Source organism: Flavobacterium sp. CFS9 (assembly GCF_041154745.1).
In the GTDB taxonomy this organism is placed as follows: domain Bacteria; phylum Bacteroidota; class Bacteroidia; order Flavobacteriales; family Flavobacteriaceae; genus Flavobacterium.
In genome coordinates this window covers 5,223,892-5,244,149 of record NZ_AP031573.1, presented here as the reverse complement: position 1 = coordinate 5,244,149, position 20,258 = coordinate 5,223,892, and the positions used below count along the sequence as shown (strand labels likewise).

Here is a 20,258-nt window from a genome sequence, read left to right as displayed (position 1 = left end):
AAAAGAAAATATAAATTCGAAAAAATATGAATTATAAAGAATATACCGAAGCAAACAGAATTGCATGGGATGAGGTGAACCCAATACATCAGGATTTTAAAAAGAAGTATAAAAGCAAATTCACGTTACATGATTTTAGCACTCTGGATGAGAAACTTCTGGAAGTATTAAATAAAATAACATTCCAAAACAAATCAATACTTCAGCTGTGCTGTAACGATGGTGAAGAACTGATCTCGCTTAAAAAAATGAATGCCGGCAAATGTGTCGGTATCGATATCTCCGTTGAAGCAATCAATTCGGCACGATCCCTAAACGATCAACTCGATCTTGACTGTATATTCCATGTCGAAGACGTTTATGAAATGGACGAAATTACAAAAAAAGAAAAATTTGATATCGTATTAATGACGGTAGGTGCCCTGGTCTGGCTGCCCGATCTTCATCAGATCATGAAAAAAATTTCAAAAGTATTGTCGTCCGGAGGATATCTTGTTATTCAGGAACAGCATCCTTTTAGCTGGCTTATAGATGAGGACATGAAACTTTCGGAAGAGGAAAATTATTTTAGAAAAGAACCATTGAAAGAGGAGGGTGGTCTGGATTATCTAGGAAAAACAGAGTATAACGGAAGCCCAAATTATAGTTTTAATTACACGTTCTCCGACCTGTTCAATGCCATTGCAGATAATGGGCTGTCACTGTATAAATTATTTGAATATGATAATGATATATCAAATTTAAAAGAAGACTTAGAACAAAAAAAACTTTCCTATCCGTTGTCATACATATGCATTGCAAAAAAAACAAATCCTATCGATGAATAACTTATTAGACAAACTGTACACACTAAAGAAACTTATAGGAAATACTCCTTTGTATAATTTATGTACTGAGAAGAGTATTTTTATAAAAGCAGAGTACTATCAACTTGGCGGTAGTATAAAGATGCGATCAGCATTCAGGGTAATAGAAGAAGCAATTCTTGACGGTTCAATCAATGAAGAAACAGTTGTAATTGAGTCTACTTCAGGGAATTTTGGGATAGCGCTTGCTTTGATTTGTAAAAAACTGGACTTAAAGTTTATACCTGTTATCGATCCGTGTATCTCTTTATATAAAAAGAAAAAGCTGGAACTACTGTGCAGTCATATCGTGCAGATTACACAGAAAGACGAGACAGGGAATTATCTGCTGAACAGAATAAAATTTATCAAAAACTATCTTGAAGAGAATAAGAACTCTTTCCAGCCCAACCAGTATAAAAACAAGAATTGTTATCTGGCTTATAATACGATGATCGATGAGATTAAAGATCAAATGGATCAAATTGATTATATTTTTATTTCTGTCAGTTCGGGTGCAACAATCACGGGGATATCACAGCATATAAAAAAGTATTTTACAGGAACAAAAATTATAGCAGTTGATATTGAAGGCTCATTGATTTTTTCGAACATCACCAAAGAACGCAGATTACCTGGCATTGGTGCCAGCAAAACATCCGATTTTATTGCTCTGGCAGACATAGACGACCATGTTATTTTAACGGAAGAGCAAATAATAAGCGGATGCCAAAAATTATTTCACGATTATGGCATCATGGTAGGTGCTTCGGGAGGTGCAGCTTTTTATGCGGCCCTGCAGAATATTGAAAAATCTGAAAAGAAACACAATTGTTTAATCATTATGCCCGATTCCGGCGACGATTATCTGGAATTAATAGATTATAAATGCTTTCAAAAAACTTCTTATGAAATACATTAATGAACAAAATATATTGGAGATAGGTAATAATTGGAATGAAATTATTCAGGTTATTGAGGATACGGTTCTGCTGTTAGAAAAAAAAGATTTCGCACAGCCTATAAAACCATACCTTAGGTATAAAGACTTAAAAAACAGAATAATAGCGATGCCTGCTTATATCGGAGGCGATTATAATATTTCGGGTATAAAATGGATTGCCAGCTTTCCTGACAATATAAAAAACAATTTGCCGAGAGCCAATTCAGTTATTATCCTGAATGATGCCGATACCGGTGTTCCCATATCCGTTATAAATACTCCCATAGTCTCGGCCATACGTACATCGGCAGTTACGGGCGCTATCATAAAGAGCTATAGGGAAGCAGTAGCAATTAATGAAAAGATAAATTTTGGTATTATTGGTTTAGGACCAATTGGGAGGATGCATCTCGAGATGATTTTTACTTTGCATGAAGATATCATTGAAAAAGTTTACGTCTACGATCTCAATCTAATTGATGAAAAGCTATTGCCCGAAAAATGGAAACATAAAATCGTAATCGCAAACGATTGGGAGCAAGCCTACGTAAACTCAAAGATTTTTATTACGTGTACAGCCTCGTCAAAAAGATACATCAATCTTCCACCACCAAAAGGCTCGCTGCAGCTCAATGTTTCGTTAAGGGATTACGAACCAAGTGTTTGTGATTTTATCGACTGTATGATTGTTGATAATTGGAACGAAGTATGCAGAGAAAATACCGATATTGAAGTGATGCACCATACAAAAGGACTGCTTGAAAAAGATGTACTTGTAATCACTGATGTCATATCCGGAAAACTAAAGAAAGTTATAAGGGCAGACGATACCATAATGTTCTGCCCTATGGGTATGGCGATTTTTGATATTGGGATAGCAAAATATTTTTATGAATTATCACAAGATAAGTATATCGGACAAGTACTGTAATTACTTTCAAAAGTTAAAAAGGAAATAACCGCTGCAGGAGATTATTAGATCATCTGTGGTCATAAATGGAGCTAGTATAACAAGGATATTCATGAAACTGACATTACCACAACAAGATATTTATTTCGAACAATTACTATTTTCTAATGAGCCGATATACAATATTGGGGCTAAAATCGAAATTAAAGGTGTAGTAAACATAGAAATATTCAAAAGAGCGTATGTTGCACTGATCAATCAGCACGATGCTTATCGAATTGTTTTTGTTAAAAATGAAGAAAATATAGGTACTCAGATACTGGATGATCATGAATCGGAGCTCGGGTTTATTGATTTTTCAGAGAGTGAAAACCCCATTGAAGAAGCAAATTTATATATGCAAAAGGAATTTATGAAACCTTTTAATTTATTAGAAGGAAGCCTTTTGCATATTTTTACCTTAGTAAAAGTTCAGGACGATTTTTATTATTTATTCTCTGTGTATCACCATATCATAACCGATGGTTGGGGAACTTCATTAATGTTTCAAAGATTGGTTCAAAACTACAATGAGATCGGGGAGTTTGATGCAGTTATTTCAGACTATCCATTTAGTTACAAAGACTTTGAAGAAGATGATTTTCAATATCAAAATTCAGAATCATTTAACCAGGATTTAGAATACTGGTCTCAAAAATTCAAACAATTACCGGAGAATTTACTCGAGAAGCGGGATGATAGTGTGCAAATAAATAAAAGCAGTCGTAAAGAACTGTTTATTAAAAGAATTGTCTATAACCAGTTAAATGAATTAGCCACAAGTTATAAATGCTCCACTTTTACTTTAATTTTAGGAATTTTATACACCTATTTTGGCAGAAAACACGAAAACAATGATTTTGCTATTGGTTTACCCGTTTTAAACAGAAGCAAATCTGCTTATAAAAAAACGGTCGGACTTTTTATGGGAATTTCGCCTCTGAGAATGTCATTGGATTTTGAAGCTACTTTTCAGGATTTAATAATGGATATCAAAAATCAGTTGAGACAAGATTACCGCCATCAGCGATTACCGTTAGGAAAGTTAATTCAGGAACTTCAGTTGTACAGTCAAAAAGAACGATTGTTTAATATCACACTATCTTACGAAAAACAAGATTATTCAGCTCATTTTAAAAACACACAAACCAAAGTAATTCCGTTAAGTCATCAATCAGAAAGAGTAGCTTTGGCTTTATACATTAGAGAATTTGACGAATCGGAAGATGTGAAAATTGATTTTGATTATAATTTGAATTATTTCGATGAAGCAGGCATCACGCAAGTGGTCAATCATTTTGAAAAGCTGGTTGATTCTGTTTTAGATAATTCAGATAAAAAGCTAAAAGAGTTAACCTATCTGACAAAAGAAGAAAAGCAGCGACTATTATTTAATTTTAACCATACAAAAGTTGATTATCCAAAAAATAAAACGGTATTAGATTTATTTCAGGAACAAGCTAAAAAAGTATCGGAGAAAATTGCATTAAAAGATGACGTAAAATCATATTCTTATGGCGAACTGGATAAGCTGTCAAGTCAAATAGCAACCTATATTATGGCGCAATTTGGTCAGGAAGATAAATCACCAATTGCGGTTTTGTTAGGTCGTTCCGCAAATATGATTGCAGTTTTGTTAGGGATTTTAAAAACGGGCAGGCCTTATATTCCGTTAGATCCTGCTTTTCCAAAAGACCGTTTAAGTTATATTGTGGCCAATAGTCAAACCAGCATCATTGTTAACGAAAATAGTTATGAAATTGAGGGGATTGAAGAGGTAAAGACACTATCATTAGAAAATATTCTTGATGAAATTGATGAAGTACAAGTAACAGAATTTCAAATCGTATCACCGCAAGATACAGCTTATATTATTTATACATCAGGTTCAACAGGAAACCCAAAAGGAGTTGAAATTGGACATCAGTCATTACTTAATTTCTTAACCAGTATTCAGCAAGCACCCGGAATTAGGGAAAGTGATGTTTTATTTTCAGTAACCACTTATTCTTTCGATATTTCCATATTAGAATTTTTTGCACCCTTAATTTCGGGAGCAACTTTGTATGTGGCTAGTCAGGATTTGTTATCCGACCCTACTTTAATTATTAGAAAATTAGAAGAACTCAAACCAACAATCATTCAGGCCACACCAAGTTTTTATCAAATGTTATTCAATGCCAATTGGCAAGGAGATAAGCAATTAAAAATATTATGTGGCGGCGATTTGCTAAGCGAATCATTAGCCCAAAAACTGATTAGCCATAGTTCAGCATTATGGAATATGTATGGACCAACCGAAACGACTATTTGGTCTAGTGTAAAAAAAATAGAACGGCCTTCGGAAGCCTCCAATATTGGTAAACCTATAAACAATACACAATTCTATATTCTGGATGAGTTCTTAGATCCAAAACCAATTGGAACGCCGGGAGCCATTTATATTGCTGGAGATGGATTGGCGTTGGGATATTATAAAAACAATGAATTAACCAAAGAAAAATTCATCCAAAACCCTTTTGATTCGAATGCTTTGTGCTACGAAACTGGAGATGTTGGAAAATGGAATAATGATGGGGAAATCGAATTTTTAGGACGAAATGACAATCAGGTAAAAATTAGAGGTTATCGAATAGAATTGGGAGATATCGAGTCACAATTAAATCAAATGGCAGCCATTAAAGCAGCTGTTGTCATTGCAAAAAAAGGAGCGCAGCAAGAAGCTTTTTTAATAGCTTATGTTTTAAAAAATCAGGAGTTTATAGATACAAGTGAAATTTTAAATCAATTGAAAATGACACTTCCGTACTATATGATTCCGAATGCCATCCTTCCATTGGAAGAATTTCCGCTTACGCCCAATCAAAAATTGGATAGAAAATCTTTGTCACAAAGAGAGATTCAATATCATACAAATGAAGAGCATTTCAAAGAACCTGTTTCCGATTTAGAAATAAAACTATCTCAGTATTGGGCGACAGCATTAAATAGGGAAGAAGCAATAAGTGTAACGGATAACTTCTTTGCACTCGGAGGTCATTCTTTAAATGCAGTAAAATTGATCGGATTAATTTCCCGAAATCTTTATTTAGAGATTACGTTAAAAACTATTTTTGATTTCCCTACGATAAAATCACTGGCTGTTTATTTGCAAGAGTTAAAACCAACCCAATCGAACGCCATACCGTTAGCTGAAATCAAAGATTTATATCCTTTGACTCCCGCTCAATACACCATTTGGCTGGCTTCTCAGCAAACAAAGAATTCCATTGCTTATAATATGTCTGCCGGATATACTATTGAGGGATTTATGGATACAGCCAGAATTAACAAAGCAATAAATCAAATCATTGAAAAGTATGAAATCCTTAGAACCCATTTTATTGAAATTAATGGAATTCCGTATCAAAAAATAAATGCTACAGCGAAAAATAGATTTGAAACTGCTTTACATCAATTAAAAAAGGATTCAATCGAAGAAGTGATCAGTCAATTAATTAATACCGAATTTGACTTAGAAAGAGAACTGCTGATAAGAGTTCAATTGATAGAGTTAGAAACGAACCAACACCTGTTACTCTTTTCTACACATCACATTATGATGGATGGCTTATCGCTGGAAATTTTTATTAAAGAATTTATCCAAAACTATAATGAAAGTACTCAAAATCAAACTAATGATGATATTCTGAAGCTTCAATTCAAAGATTACTCAGAGTGGTTGCATAAAACAATAAAAGAAGATCAATCTAAAAATGAGTTATTTTGGAAAAATTATCTTAAAAACTATGAGCCTAAAAATTCATTTGACAGAGATTTTAGTATTCAAAATAATAAGCAAAATGGAAGTAAATTATCCTTTGAATTCACAGAGGAAGTTACACTCCTTCTAAAACAATTAGCTGCCGAAAAACAAATTACTTTCTACACACTTTTAGTGGCTGCAATCAATGTTTTAATATATAAGCTTTCCAAACATTCAGATATCTGCATTGGAACAGTAAATTCAGGAAGAAATATCTCTGACTTAAACAATCAAATCGGAATGTTTGTCAAAACTCTGGTGTTAAGAACTCAAATACAATCAGAACAAACTTTTGCAGATGTATGGGAGAATGTTAATCATAACATACTGGAAATAAACAATTATCAGGATGTGCCATTTGACAAAATAGTACCTGATATTTTTGATGTGATGTTAGTCTATCAAAACCCTGAATTTAATTTAGAAGGTAGCATTGAACTGGATGAATTGAAATTAACATCTTACCCAATTGAAAGCAAATTCAGCAGAATACCTATGGTGTTTAATTTGTTTGAAAGTAAACATCAGTTAAAAGGAACTATCGATTACAATTCTGATTTATTTGAGGAAGATACCATACACATGATTGTATCAGAGTTTCGTAAAATGCTAAATGAAATTGTTGTTAATCCTTTAATGAAGATTGGAGAAATAGATGACAAATTAGAGCAGGAAATTGATACCACATTAGATTTTGATTTTAATTTTTAAAGTCTGAATTATCTCGTTTTTGTTCTAATTTTTTTATCATAAAAATGCGCCGCGTTTGTAAGGTATACTATGTAGAGCCGTTCAGATTATTACTAATTTAATAATTATACCTAAAACAGCCGATGCTACAATAATATAGGGTTCCTGAATTTTCTTTATATAAAGCAGTGCAAAAATTGTGATAATTGCTACTAGAGCCGTTGGAATGTCTATTATACTTCTTTTGGCTATCACCATTACAGATCCAACAAGAGCGCCTATCACAGCAGCTGTAATACCTTCGACAAATGCTTTAACGGGTTTGTTTTGTGCTATTTTTTTAAAAGAAGGCGCCATTGCTATAGTAAAGAGATAACAGGGAAGGAAAGTAGCCAACGCTGCCACTAATGCACCTAAAAAACCATTGACCAAATACCCAATAAAACCAACCGTTATTACGACCGGACTAGGTGTAATCATGGCTACAGCAACCGAATCCAGAAATTGCTGTTCAGTAAGCCATTGATTTTCGATTACAACTCCTGAATGTAGAAAAGGGACTATCGCCAGACCGCTTCCAAATACAAAAGTTCCTGCTTTGGCAAAGAAAATAGCAATTTTAGTAAGGGTAGAACTTTCATAGCTCCAAAACCCTGTCAGTAAAAAAACTAAGGATAAAGAGTTTACGGTTTTGCTGTTCCACCATTTAGGAGGCGCTTTAATTGCCATGTATAAAAGACCGGCTGCAATAAATAAAAGGACTTGTTCCTGCTTTGTAATATAAGTAATAAAAACGGCAAGAATAAAAAAGAGCCAAAGGAGCCATTTGGATTTCATGGATTCCAAATTCAGCTGGCCAACAGATTTTAAAGTAAGTTTATAAGAACTTAATGCTATAATTCCGATTACAGCTGCGCCAACTCCGTAGAATACCGCCTGAATCCAGGACAGACCTCCGTAGAGTTTATAAATGATCCCTAATAAGAGCACCATTAGAAAAGAAGGAAGAACAAAGGCAATTCCGATTAATGTAGCACCAAGGAAGCGGTAATGCACAAAACCAATATAAATTCCAAGCTGAGCCGCCAAAGGCCCCGGAGCAAGCTGAGCCAGAGCGAGTCCTTCGCGGTATTCGTCCTCTGAGATCCACTTTCGGTTCTCCACCAGATCTTTGTGCATATAACCCACCAGAGCAACGGGACCGCCAAAACCTATACTACCAAGCTTTAAAAAATAAAGGGTTAGTTCTCGTAATGTATATTTAGGATTTTCATTCATGATCTGTAAATTAAAATGCAATTCCAAACTGAAACCCTACTGTAAAAGAAGCGGGATGATTATTGCCAAAGCGGATGGGCAGGGGGATTGCGGCAAAGTAGCTGCAATTGGTGCTTTTTATTATTGTTTTATTCAAAACAGGTGTAATGCCATATCTTCCGGAGGAATCAAAAGCAGCCCTTCCCGCAAAAGTATATCCGTGTCCTAAGGCTACCAGAACCCCGGGATGAAACAATAAGTTACTTACTTTACTGGTACCCTGATCGTCCTTGATATTGGGAACTACCTCAAAAGAAAATCCGATTTTCTCGTTTTTCCAGATATTGATTCCGGTTGGAAATCCTACAGCGTAGTAGTCTCTGAAATTTACTGCAGTTTCATCTTTATTTAAGGTTACCAGAGGATGCAGAATACCAAAATATCCTGTGATTTTAGGATACGTAGTCTGAGAAAAGCACGGAAGGCTAAATAGTAGTAGAATAGAAAAGAGCGGGAATCTTAAAAGCATCGATTTTGTTTTTATAAATTATAGAAACAAAATTATAAGCATTAAACTTCTCTAAATAGTATGTATTTTACGTTTTGTATAGGGATTACTTTTTTTGGATTTTTTTTCTGTATGCCGACGGATTCTTTCCGGTTTGGAGTTTAAAAATTCTTGTAAAATGACTTTGGTCTGAAAATCCGGTTCTATAGGCAATCTCCGTCAAAGTATAGGTTGTGTTCTCAATAAGATTTACCGCTTTTTCAATCCTTTGTTTTCTGACATAGTCCCCGAAATTTAAATCTTCAAAATATTTAGAAAATTCTCTCGACAGGTAGGATGGGTTCAAATCGAGTTCACCCGATATTTTCTTAAGGTCGAAAGTAAACTGAGCATCAATCTGGTCCTGAATAAGATTTTTGAGGTCTTTTACCCAGGATGGTGTTTTTCCGGTTGTTTTTTTGTCTTTAAGAAACTTGTTGTAAACTTCGTGTAGCAGGTTCTCGAAGGGGCTGTTCTGCAGATGTTTTTGTTTGTATAGATGTGAGGCCCAGCTGTAAAGTGCGTCATAGAGCACCATTCCGGTTTCAAGGAGTTTATAATCATCGGTAATATTATGCGAAAGCCCGGCAGACACCGCCCAGAGTCCGGCAGATTCTTTTGCAATTTCATGACGATCCGTATCAGCCCCGCGTACAATTCCTGCCATGATGGAAATAGCGGGATCTTCGATTTTATATTTTTTTACAATATAATCGAAGGTGCACTGCTCCTTATAATGTGTGAATTCAACATTTGGGATATCAAAAGGAATGGCATTTAATTCTTTTGCCTTGTCCAGAACCTGATCATAAGGGACGTAAATAAATTCAGCCTCAGGATCCACAAAATTTCTAATAAGCCATGGGCATGCAATTCGGTCTATTTTTGGTCTTTCTCTGGTGATCCATTTCATAAATCAATTGTTTTTTAGAATGCGTGCTAAGGTACATTTTTTTATTATTTAAGTGTCAGCTAGTGAGAATGCACAGCGCTTATGAAGTATACTTTGTAGAGCGGGGAGAATTTTATTTAATTGAAACAAAATCGTCTAAAAAATTATTTTGTTACAAGAAATGGAACAAAATGATAAAAAATAAAAATTTGTTACCGTTTTTGTAACAAATTTAAAAATATAAAAAAATTGTTCACCTGGTAAATTAGTACAATCCTTCGCTAGGGAATAAAACTTTGTAAATGTCTTTCGACTTCAAACTCATAATAACCATGCTGTTGCAGGTTACACGCAGCAACTGGTCGATGTATACATTAGGAAAACGTGATTTACCAAAGCTGCGCAAATGTCTCTGACTTTGCGCTTTTTTTTTTGCACTTATGAATTATTACAGTTTATAAAAGTCTCCTGACTTTTTACCGTTATTTTTTAATACTGTTTTAAATCTTTTCTTTTCTGGAAATTACATCTAAGAAATTTAGTTTTAAAGTCTGAGACTTTATTACTGATATGTTTTAAATTAGATATTGCAAGTTGGCGCAAAGTCAGAGACATTTGCGCAGCGCTGGAGAGATATACTTCGTAGAGCGGGGATTTTAGATCTCCATAGTATTTTAGAGAAATATATTTTATTTTATTACTGGTAATCAGTGTTTTAAGCAGCTTAGGTCCAGGTGAAAGCTTTGATGCATGAAAAAAAAACGAATAGTATTTCTAATCAATAGTAAATCTAACATCAAGGCTGTAACAAATAAATGAGGTTATCGTCTTAAGTATTTATTATCAATCAATTAAAATGAATAGTATGGAATTAATCATTAAAAATCTGGACAAACAATATAGTAATGGTGTGCATGCACTGAACGGTGTTTCGCTTCACATTAAAAAAGGAATGTTTGGATTGCTAGGGCCAAACGGAGCAGGAAAATCTTCTTTGATGCGAACATTGGCCACTTTACAAGATGTTGACAGTGGTTCAGTAACCCTTGGAGATATAGATGTTCTAAATAACAAAGAAGCAGTTCGTAAAGTTCTAGGCTATTTGCCACAAGAATTTGGTGTATATCCAAGAACCTCGGCTGTCGAACTTTTGGATCATTTAGCACTGTTGAAAGGATTTGATAAAAAATCAGACCGTAAACAAATTATAGAACAATTGCTGGTTAAAGTCAATCTTTGGGAACATCGAAAAAATGCTGTAGGGAGTTATAGCGGAGGGATGCGCCAGCGTTTTGGAATTGCACAATGTTTAATCGGAAATCCGCAATTGGTCATTGTAGATGAACCAACTGCGGGATTGGATCCTGGTGAAAGAAATCGTTTTTATAATATTTTGAGTGAAATAGGAGAGAACACTGTTGTGATCCTTTCCACTCATATTGTTCAGGATGTTCGTGAACTTTGCACAGAAATGGCAATAATGAACCAGGGCAAAGTACTATTTAGCGGTAATACTGATGATGCTTTACTACAAGTAAAAAACAAAGTTTGGGAGAAAAAAGTAACGAAACTGGAATTACCTGAATATCAAAAAGACTATAAAGTAATCTCGAATAAATTAGTGGGTGGGCAACCTTTAATCCACGTTTTTTCTGATACTCATTTGAATAACGGATTTAGTCCGGCAGAGGAAAATCTCGAAGATGTGTTTTTTGCAAAATTAAACGAATTAGTTTAAAAATAAAGATGCTGAATGGTTAGTATCTAGAAACTTAGACTAAAATTTCAGTATTACTTAACATCAATCTATTAGCTATTTTTAAATAAAAAATTATGTGGAAATTTATTCGTTACGAACTAAAATATTGGTTGCAAACACCAATGATATGGATCTTTTTGCTCATTAATACCGTGATCGTATTTTTTGCTGTTGGATCTGAGCAGGTTACCATTGGTGGAAGCATTGGTAACATACACAAAAATGCCCCTTTTGTAATAGAACGCTTCTATGGTTTGATTTCGGTGATTTGTTTATTGATGACTACAGCCTTTATGAATGCCACGGCCAATCGTGATTTTCAAAGCGGAATGTATCAGTTTATATTCTCCTCTCCAATCAAAAAAAGGGATTATTATTTTGGAAAATTTATTGGAGCAGCGATCGTTTCCGTAATTCCTTTGCTTGGAGTTTCCTTGGGCGCTCTGATTGCTCCGGTACTGGCACCAATTTTTAATATGTGTCCCCCGGAAAGATTTGGCGAAATCATTTGGTCCGGACACCTGCAGGGCTTATTAGTTTTTGGGATTCCAAATGTGATTATCTCGGGGGTATTACTCTTTGTTTTAGCCATTATTTTCAGAAGTAACATAATATCCTTTATTGGCTCTATGCTTATTTTGGTATTCTATGTGGTTTCCTCCGGATTTACCAAAGATATTCATAAAGAATGGTTAGCCAATTTACTAGATCCTTTTGGGCTTCGTCCGTTTAATATTATGACCAAGTATGTTACTGTTGCTGAAAAAAACCTGAACGCAGTCTCTTTACATGGCGACTTATTGACGAATCGTTTGATTTGGATAGGAATCAGTTTGGTTATTTTAGTGGCAGTTTATTTTAAATTTTCTTTTAATGCTAAAAAAGAAAAAAAGAAAGAGAGTAAAAAATCAAAAGTATCCGAACCTCCGGTTGTTGTTTCAAATGTGGTATTCGAAACTCCCAAAGCCAGTACTTTTTCGATACATACTTTTTGGAGTTTAGTGAAATTTGAAACTAAATCGATCGTCAAAAATCCAACCTTTATTATCATTATGGCCATTGGAATAATTAATTTGATTGCAGGCCTTACAAGTTTTACAGGTAATTACGGAACTGCTCAATATCCTGTTACCTATAATGTAATCGATACTATAAAAGGGGCTTTTGGCATTTTTATGATCGGATTTATTACTTTTTATACTGGTGTTCTGGTTTGGAAAGAGCGCGATGCCAAAATCAATGAAATTCAAGATGCCACACCAATCCGAACAGGTGTTTTATTCTCCTCTAAATTGATGGCTCTTATTATTGCTATGGCCATTGTTTTGGCTTTTACAATAATTGTTGGGATTGTGTCACAAACGGCTTATGGATACTACAATTACAAATTAGATGTTTACCTAAAATCAATAATGGTAGTGTCTTTACTGAGCTATTCTTTTATGGCGGTAATTTCTTTGTTGTTCCATTATTTAATCAACAACCGATATATTGCTTATTTTGCTTTTGTCACTTTTATTATCGTTAATGATTTCATTTGGGGGGTACTTAAAATTAATAGCAATATGTTGAATTTTGGCAACACACCTGCTATTACTTACTCAGACATGAATGGATTTGGTCCTTTTGTAACCTCTGCCATTTGGTTCAATATATACTGGACGCTGTTTTGTTTGATTTTGTGTTTTGTCATTAACGCATTTTATGTTCGTGGTAAAGAACAGCAATTTAAATACAGATGGGTAAATGCAAAAAAACAACTTAGAAAAAATAAGATTTCAATAGCCATTAGTTTGATTGCATTTGCACTTTGCGGTAGTTTTGTTTATTACAATACCAAAGTTTTAAACACTTACGATTCTTCAAAAGAAGAGGAGAACAAACAAGTGGAGTATGAGAAAAAGTATAAAAAGTTTGAACATCTGGTACAGCCTCGTTTTTATAAATTCAATTACACTATTGACCTTGTGCCGGAAAAACGAGACATGACTGCAAAAATAGAAGCTTGGGCGAAAAACAAATCTACTGTAGCTATACGAGAACTCCATTTTACAATGCCACAACTATCCGATAGTATAAAAATGAGTATCGCCGGAGCAAAAGTGAAACTAAAAGATTCCCGCTTAAATTATCAGATTTATGCATTAAACAAACCTTTATTGCCCAATGATTCTATTAAGATTACTATCGATTTATGGAAATTGACAAAAGGATTCGAAAATGAAGTGACTTTTACACAACTGACACAAAACGGGACTTTCTTCAATAATTTAGATATTGTACCATCTTTGGGATACAATCGCAATATGGAGATTTCAGATAAAAACGAACGAATCAAACTGAATTTGCCAAAGAGAGAAATAATGCCAAAACTGAATGAGAACAATCTTTTGGATAGAGGAAACACATACCTTGGTAATGACTCGGATTGGGTTGAGGTGAATACAACGATAAGCACAGCACCGAACCAAACTGCTATTGCCCCGGGCTCACTATTAAAAACCTGGGAAGCTAACGGAAGAAAGTATTTCAATTACAAATTGGATCAAAAATCATTGAATTTTTATTCCTTTATTTCTGCAAAATATGAAATAGCCCGTAAAAAATGGAATGGTATAGATCTGGAAGTTTATTACGACAAGGAACATGCTTATAACGTTCCTAATATGCTCAAAAGCATAGAGAAATCATTAGAATATTACACTAAAAACTTTGGGCCATACTACCATAAACAATGCAGAATTATTGAGTTTCCAAGATATGAAAGTTTTGCACAAGCTTTTCCGGGTACTATGCCTTTTAGTGAAGGTATCGGTTTTATCATTGATTTAAGTAAAGTTAAAAAAGATGATATTGACCAGGTTTATTATGTTACGGCACACGAAATGGCACATCAGTATTGGGCGCATCAGGTTTGCGGTGCCAATATGCAGGGAAGCGAAATGTTTAGTGAAGGTTTCGCACAATATTCTGCTTTGATGGTCATGGAAAAAGAGTATGGAAAAGACAAAATGAAAAAATTCCTGAAGTATGAGATGGATCATTATTTAAGAGGCCGTAGTTCTGAGCTTGAAGGAGAACAGCCTTTGATGAAAACCGAGCATCAGCAATACATTCATTATGAAAAAGCAAGTGTGGTCATGTATTATCTAAAAGAAATGATCGGGGAGAAAAAGGTAAATCAAGCTTTGAAAAATTTGGTTGATACTTATGCCTATAAAAAACCGCCATTTCCAACTTCGATAGACGTAGTAAACGAATTACGCAAAGTGACTCCGGATAGTTTGCAGTATTTGATTTCGGATATGTTCGAGAACATCACATTGTTTTCAAACCGAATGCTGGAAGCTAAGTATAAAAAAGTAGGCGCTGAGTACGAAATCACGTTAAAAACGACTTCAGAAAAATTCAGGTCGGATGCACTTGGAAAAGAAACCCAGGTACCTATTGCTGATTATATTGATATTGCTGTTTTTGCAGAACCAAAAGATGATTCTGGCTTGGGTAAGGTTTTGGTTTACAAAAGACTGAAAATAACAAAAAAGAATAATGTGTACGTTTTCAAGACTAAAGAGAAACCTTTTGAAGCTGGTATCGATCCCTACAACTATTTGATTGATCGAATTCCGGACGACAATTTGAAAAAAGCGGAGGACTAATTCTTTAAGCGGATTTCTAAAACATTTTCTGGTTTTTTAATCAGCAATATAATTCTGTTTTTATCAAAAGTAATAATCCGCTTTTGATAAAAACAGAAAATTAATAATCTTAATTTTTGTGACAAAAAAGGATAAAGATGGATTTTAAAACAGCGGATAGTAACGGCAAATTTAAGAGCAAAGACTAGCATCAAAATTCAGATCCTGATCATAATCCAAAGCTGCGCAAATGTCTCTGACTTTGCGCTTTTTTTTGCACTTGTGAATTATTACAGTTTATAAAAGTCTCCTGACTTTTTACCGTTATTTTTTAATACTGTTTTAAATCTTTTCTTTTCTAGAAATTGCATCTAAGAAATTTAATTTTAAAGTCTGAGACTTTATTACTTATATGTTTTAAATTAGATATTGCAAGTTGGCGCAAAGTCAGAGACATTTGCGCAGCGCTGGTGAGATACGCTTCGTAGAGCGGGAATTTGTTACCGTTTTTGTAACAAATTTAAAAATATAAAAAATTTGTTCACCTGATAAAATAGAACAATTCTCGGCGAGGGGATAGAAACTTTGTAGAGCGGGGAGGTATCGATCCCTACAACTATTTGATTGATCGAATTCCGGACGACAATTTGAAAAAAGCGGAGGACTAATTCTTTAAGCTGGATTTCTAAAACATTTTCTGGTTTTTTAATCAGCAATATAATTCTGTTTTTATCAAAAGTAATAATCCGCTTTTGATAAAAACAGAAAATTAATAATCTTAATTTTTGTGACAAAAAAGGATAAAGATGGATTTTAAAACAGCGGATAGTAACGGCAAATTTAAGAGCAAAGACTAGCATCAAAATTCAGATCCTGATCATAATCCAAAGCTGCGCAAATGTCTCTGACTTTGCGTTTTTTTTTGCACTTGTGAATTATTACAGTTTATAAAAGTCTCCTGACTTTTTACCGTTATTTTTTAATACTGTTTTAAATCTTTTCTTTTCTAGAAATTACATCTAAGAAATTTAGTTTTAAAGTCTGAGACTTTATTACTTATATGTTTTAAATTAGATATTGCAAGTTGGCGCAAAGTCAGAGACATTTGCGCAGCGCTGGTGAGATACGCTTCGTAGAGCAGGGATAATATACTTTATAATGGATTTAAACCTTAAAAAGATGGAACAATTAGAAACGGAAATAGTAAATTTCTTTAAATTATCTACTGGTATAAGAAATATAGATTTAGATACAAATATAGGGAGTGAGAGATATAAGATATTTGACTTAGATGCTGAAAATTTAATGCAAACGTTTTTTAAAAAATATAATATTGATTATTCAAATTTTATCGTTAATAAGTATTTTATATATCCGGAGTATTCTTGGAGGAGTTTGATTTTTATTCGATTATTTTTTGATAAAGTGGAATATCCTTTAAAGCCGGCACTTACAATAAAACATTTAGTAGCGGTAGCTCAGCGAAAAGAATGGTTTGATCCTATTTGATAGCGACACAAGGGGGCAGTTAATCTACATTTGCACAGTGCTTGTGAGGTACACTTTGTAGAGTGGGGATAGAAACTACGTAGAGTGGGCACAAAGTCAGAGACATTTGCGCAGCACTTTTGAGATACACTTCGTAGAGCGGGGGGTAATTTTAATTGGTTGTATTCTACAGATGTAATCGAACCATTTCTTATGTTTGCAGCTCAATATCTAAGTTTTAAGTATGAGTAAGAGTATTAAAATTATTTCATCAGAAGAATTTCCAAAGCAATTTATGTCTGATGCTTCTCTCGACTTTGATTTCTTAAAATCTCCCTTACAGATATACGATTTAAATACTACAACCGAGTATATCCAGATTCCAACCCCGCTTTTTAGGCCTGATTATAATTTTATGGTTCATGTTACCAGAGGTTATGCCAAACAGCAAGTCGACAAAGAAGTGATTTCCATAAATGAAAATGATGTTTTGTTTGTAAAACAGGGACATATTACCGCAATGAAAGAAATTGATCAGATGATAACGGGACATTTTATTTTATTTGAGGAGAGTGTTCTGAATCATATTTTGTCGAAACAGGAGCTGATACAGATTTTTGCCGCCAATTCGGTTCTTAAACTGCCTAAAGAGACCAGTATATGGCTTAATTCTTTGTTTGGTTTGTTAAGTGAGGAATTTCGTAGTGAAAATTCCAATATTGAAATTTGTTATTCGATCATGCAGGCGGCTTTTCAGAAAATTATTTTTTCGAATAAAGAACTGAATAAAACAATACATCGCAACAATGAGATCACTTTTTCTTTTAAAGAGCTGGTTTATAAATATCATACAGAGAATAAGTCAGTGACCTTTTATGCTGATAAATTAAAAATCTCTGTAAATTATCTCAATAGATGTATCAAGCAAACCACCGGAATAGCTCCAAAAGAGTGGATCAACAATGTGAGTATTCTGCAAAGCCAGATACTTTTGCAGGATTTGACTAAAGATATTTCAGAAATTGCTTTTGCATTGAATTACGAGGATCCTTCTTATTTTGGACGCCTTTTCAAAAAAATAACAGGTACGACTCCTTCTCAGTACCGAAATTCACTTAAGCACGATTTGTCCGAGTAACGGCAAACTAAATCCTAGTAACCATTATTGTTTTAACTGCACCTTTGCCCTAAGAAAATCTTAGAGGGCTGATACAGCTTGTGTGTTTAAATTTAATAAATGTTATTTTGAAAAAAGTACTGTCATTCGTTTTACTAACCTTATTTTTTTGTCTTCCAAATAGGTTTTACGCTCAATTAATAACAGATGGTGCCGGGATGAGCATTACTGTGCATGGGAGAACTAACTTTAAGAATTTGTCTGCTGTAGATCCGTACTACGGGAATAAATTCAAATACAATACTTACGATTTCTGGTTGCCAATACCCTCTTTTAAAATTGGAAAAACACGTATTCTCGGAACGGTTAACTACCGTGTTTTAGATTTTACGTTTGACAGAGATATTGAAATTAGTCCGAATTACATCAAGAAGATAAACGAAATCAAACCTACCATTGTGGTGCGCCATCCCTTTGGAAAAAGATGGGCTGCTTTTGGAGTTTTGATACCTACAATTGGTTCTGACTTTAAAAGTTCGTTTTCGATGAACGATATGGTATTCGATGGGATTTTTGGAGTTTCGAGAAAGTTTGGAGAAAAGTCAAATCTCGAAATCGGAATTGGTCCTCATGTTATGTATGCTTTTGGCAAGTTTTTAATAACACCTGCAGTATCTCTCGATTATAAGAGCAATAATGGTAAGTGGCTTGCTCAAATATACTGGCCAAGGGTAAATGTTTTTAGAAATCTGGGTAATAATACTCAAGTGGGTCTGGCCGGCTCGATTGACTGGACGCTTCACAATTTACAAAACTACAAGAATGATCAGGGAGAAGAGATCGATTATGCTCAGTTTTCGGCAATCCATGGCGGTCTGCAAATTAATCAACGTCTTTTTGATGGTTTTTGGCTGCAACTGCAGGGAGGTTTAGGATTTGCCAACAAATACACACTTTTTAATTCTAATAATGACACCATTAGCAATTATAAAGCAAAAGAAACGCCTTATGTGAAAGTGATGCTCAGTTATCGTTTTGGGAAATAAGCGCGAAAAGAGAATTATATTAAAAATTATAAAATTAAAGACAAAATGAAAAAATCTATTCTAAGCATTCTTCTATTGGGAGTATCGTATTTTACTAATGCACAACAGATAAAAACGAATGTTGATGTCCACAATGTTCAAAAAGGCAAAGGGACTGTTGTACTAAATGTATATGATAAAAAAGAAAATTTTCTCAAGCGAGCCTGTTTTACCAAAGTTCAAAAAGTGAATCAGGAAACGATGAAGTTTCAAATTGATTTGCCAAGAGGGACTTACGCAATTACGGTTTATCAGGATTTGGATAATAATGGAAAACTAAACAGTAACTGGTTGGGAATGCCTAAAGAGCCTGTAGGGAACAGTACTAATTTTATACCGGATGGCGGCGCACCAACATTTCAGGATTGTTCTGTTTATATCTTAAATAATGACGCTACAATTAAAATAAATCTTTACTAAAGATTTTTGAAATTTTAATTTAAAAGAGCCGGTCTTTTATAAAATGACTAGCATTACCAGGCAAACTTAAATCAAGATATAAAATTATGGAAGAGATAAATTCTGAAAAAAAAGTGATTGCAGAGTTAAAGGGGGCTTGCAAGGAGTATCAAACCGGTGATACATTGATTACGGCTTTAGAAGCAACCACAATTCAGTTTCGAACCCGGGAGCTTACCTTAATAATCGGCCCTTCCGGTTCAGGGAAGACTACATTGTTATCCCTCTTAGGCTGTGTTATTTACCCAACAAAAGGAGATGTTTTTATAGATGGGCAACATGTAAATGCGCTTTCTGCTAAGGAATTATCGGCTTTGAGATTGAATAAAATAGGTTTTGTATTTCAAAGTTTTAATCTTTTGGCACCGCTTAATTCTTTAGAAAATGTAATGATGCCGTTGCAGCTTATGAAGGTAAGCGAGCCTGTAGCTAAGGAAAAAGCAGAAAAAGCGCTTGAATTAGTGGGAATGAAAGATAGAATGAAAAATTTACCCAAAATGCTAAGTGGAGGCCAACAACAAAGAGTTTCGATTGCGCGAGCATTGGTAACCAATCCGCCAATTGTACTTTGTGATGAACCAACGGCTGCATTAGATGTAAAAAGTGTTGGTTTAGTAATGGAGGAACTAAAAGAACTGGCTCAAAATGGAAAAAGTGTAATTGTGGTTACACATGATATGCGGCTTAAGAAGTTTGCAGACAGAATTATTTATGTAGATAGCGGAATTGCGACTGAAAACGAGAATACAGCATCTATAACGAATCAATTAATCAAATTATAAAG

The 20,258-nt window shown here is 34.3% G+C and carries 14 protein-coding genes; 11 read left to right on the top strand and 3 right to left on the bottom strand.

What is annotated here, in order from left to right:
• Positions 1 to 26: 26 nt before the first annotated feature.
• The 4 genes from ACAM30_RS21575 to ACAM30_RS21560 all read left to right on the top strand — a co-directional run bounded on the left by ACAM30_RS21575 (position 27) and on the right by ACAM30_RS21560 (position 7,253).
• Positions 27 to 827 (top strand): class I SAM-dependent methyltransferase, encoded by an 801-nt coding sequence (locus tag ACAM30_RS21575; protein WP_369616569.1) that lies wholly within the window; start codon positions 27 to 29, stop codon positions 825 to 827.
• Positions 820 to 1,767 (top strand): cysteine synthase family protein, encoded by a 948-nt coding sequence (locus ACAM30_RS21570; RefSeq protein ID WP_369616568.1) that lies wholly within the window; start codon positions 820 to 822, stop codon positions 1,765 to 1,767. Before ACAM30_RS21575 ends, ACAM30_RS21570 begins: the two co-directional genes overlap by 8 nt.
• A complete protein-coding gene (locus ACAM30_RS21565; RefSeq protein WP_369616567.1) occupies positions 1,754 to 2,719 on the top strand; it encodes a 2,3-diaminopropionate biosynthesis protein SbnB in 966 nt (321 codons plus the stop codon). Before ACAM30_RS21570 ends, ACAM30_RS21565 begins: the two co-directional genes overlap by 14 nt.
• A gap of 91 nt (positions 2,720 to 2,810) precedes the next feature.
• Positions 2,811 to 7,253: an amino acid adenylation domain-containing protein gene (locus tag ACAM30_RS21560; RefSeq protein ID WP_369616566.1), complete on the top strand. Its 4,443-nt coding sequence runs from the start codon at positions 2,811 to 2,813 to the stop codon at positions 7,251 to 7,253.
• Positions 7,254 to 7,334: 81 nt separating this feature from the next.
• Here the strand turns inward: ACAM30_RS21560 and ACAM30_RS21555 are convergent, their stop codons facing one another.
• From ACAM30_RS21555 to ACAM30_RS21545, 3 genes are all read right to left on the bottom strand, one after another.
• Positions 7,335 to 8,510, bottom strand: a complete 1,176-nt coding sequence (locus tag ACAM30_RS21555; protein ID WP_369616565.1) for a chromate transporter — start codon at positions 8,508 to 8,510, stop codon at positions 7,335 to 7,337.
• Between the two features lie 10 nt (positions 8,511 to 8,520).
• On the bottom strand, positions 8,521 to 9,018 hold the full coding sequence (locus ACAM30_RS21550) for a hypothetical protein (protein ID WP_369616564.1): 498 nt from the start codon (positions 9,016 to 9,018) through the stop codon (positions 8,521 to 8,523).
• An 85-nt stretch (positions 9,019 to 9,103) separates the two neighbouring features.
• The gene (locus ACAM30_RS21545; RefSeq protein ID WP_369616563.1) at positions 9,104 to 9,949 is read right to left on the bottom strand and encodes a chromate resistance protein ChrB domain-containing protein; all 846 of its coding nucleotides are present in this window, start codon (positions 9,947 to 9,949) and stop codon (positions 9,104 to 9,106) included.
• Between the two features lie 844 nt (positions 9,950 to 10,793).
• Between ACAM30_RS21545 and ACAM30_RS21540 the strand changes: the two genes are divergently transcribed.
• From ACAM30_RS21540 to ACAM30_RS21510, 7 genes are all read left to right on the top strand, one after another.
• Positions 10,794 to 11,666 (top strand): ABC transporter ATP-binding protein, encoded by an 873-nt coding sequence (locus ACAM30_RS21540; RefSeq protein ID WP_369616562.1) that lies wholly within the window; start codon positions 10,794 to 10,796, stop codon positions 11,664 to 11,666.
• Between the two features lie 95 nt (positions 11,667 to 11,761).
• Positions 11,762 to 15,346: a M1 family aminopeptidase gene (locus tag ACAM30_RS21535; RefSeq protein WP_369616561.1), complete on the top strand. Its 3,585-nt coding sequence runs from the start codon at positions 11,762 to 11,764 to the stop codon at positions 15,344 to 15,346.
• Positions 15,347 to 16,504: 1,158 nt separating this feature from the next.
• The gene (locus tag ACAM30_RS21530) at positions 16,505 to 16,834 is read left to right on the top strand and encodes a DUF1493 family protein (protein WP_369616560.1); all 330 of its coding nucleotides are present in this window, start codon (positions 16,505 to 16,507) and stop codon (positions 16,832 to 16,834) included.
• A gap of 223 nt (positions 16,835 to 17,057) precedes the next feature.
• Entirely contained in the window at positions 17,058 to 17,951 is an 894-nt protein-coding gene (locus ACAM30_RS21525; RefSeq protein WP_369616559.1) for a helix-turn-helix domain-containing protein, read from the top strand.
• Between the two features lie 107 nt (positions 17,952 to 18,058).
• Entirely contained in the window at positions 18,059 to 18,976 is a 918-nt protein-coding gene (locus ACAM30_RS21520; protein WP_369616558.1) for a DUF6268 family outer membrane beta-barrel protein, read from the top strand.
• Positions 18,977 to 19,021: 45 nt separating this feature from the next.
• Complete coding sequence (locus ACAM30_RS21515) at positions 19,022 to 19,435, top strand: DUF2141 domain-containing protein (RefSeq protein ID WP_017498703.1); 414 nt, start codon at positions 19,022 to 19,024, stop codon at positions 19,433 to 19,435.
• Positions 19,436 to 19,521: 86 nt separating this feature from the next.
• Positions 19,522 to 20,256 carry an ABC transporter ATP-binding protein gene (locus tag ACAM30_RS21510; RefSeq protein WP_369616557.1) on the top strand — a complete coding sequence of 245 codons (735 nt, stop codon included), beginning with the start codon at positions 19,522 to 19,524 and terminating at the stop codon, positions 20,254 to 20,256.
• Positions 20,257 to 20,258: the final 2 nt, after the last annotated feature.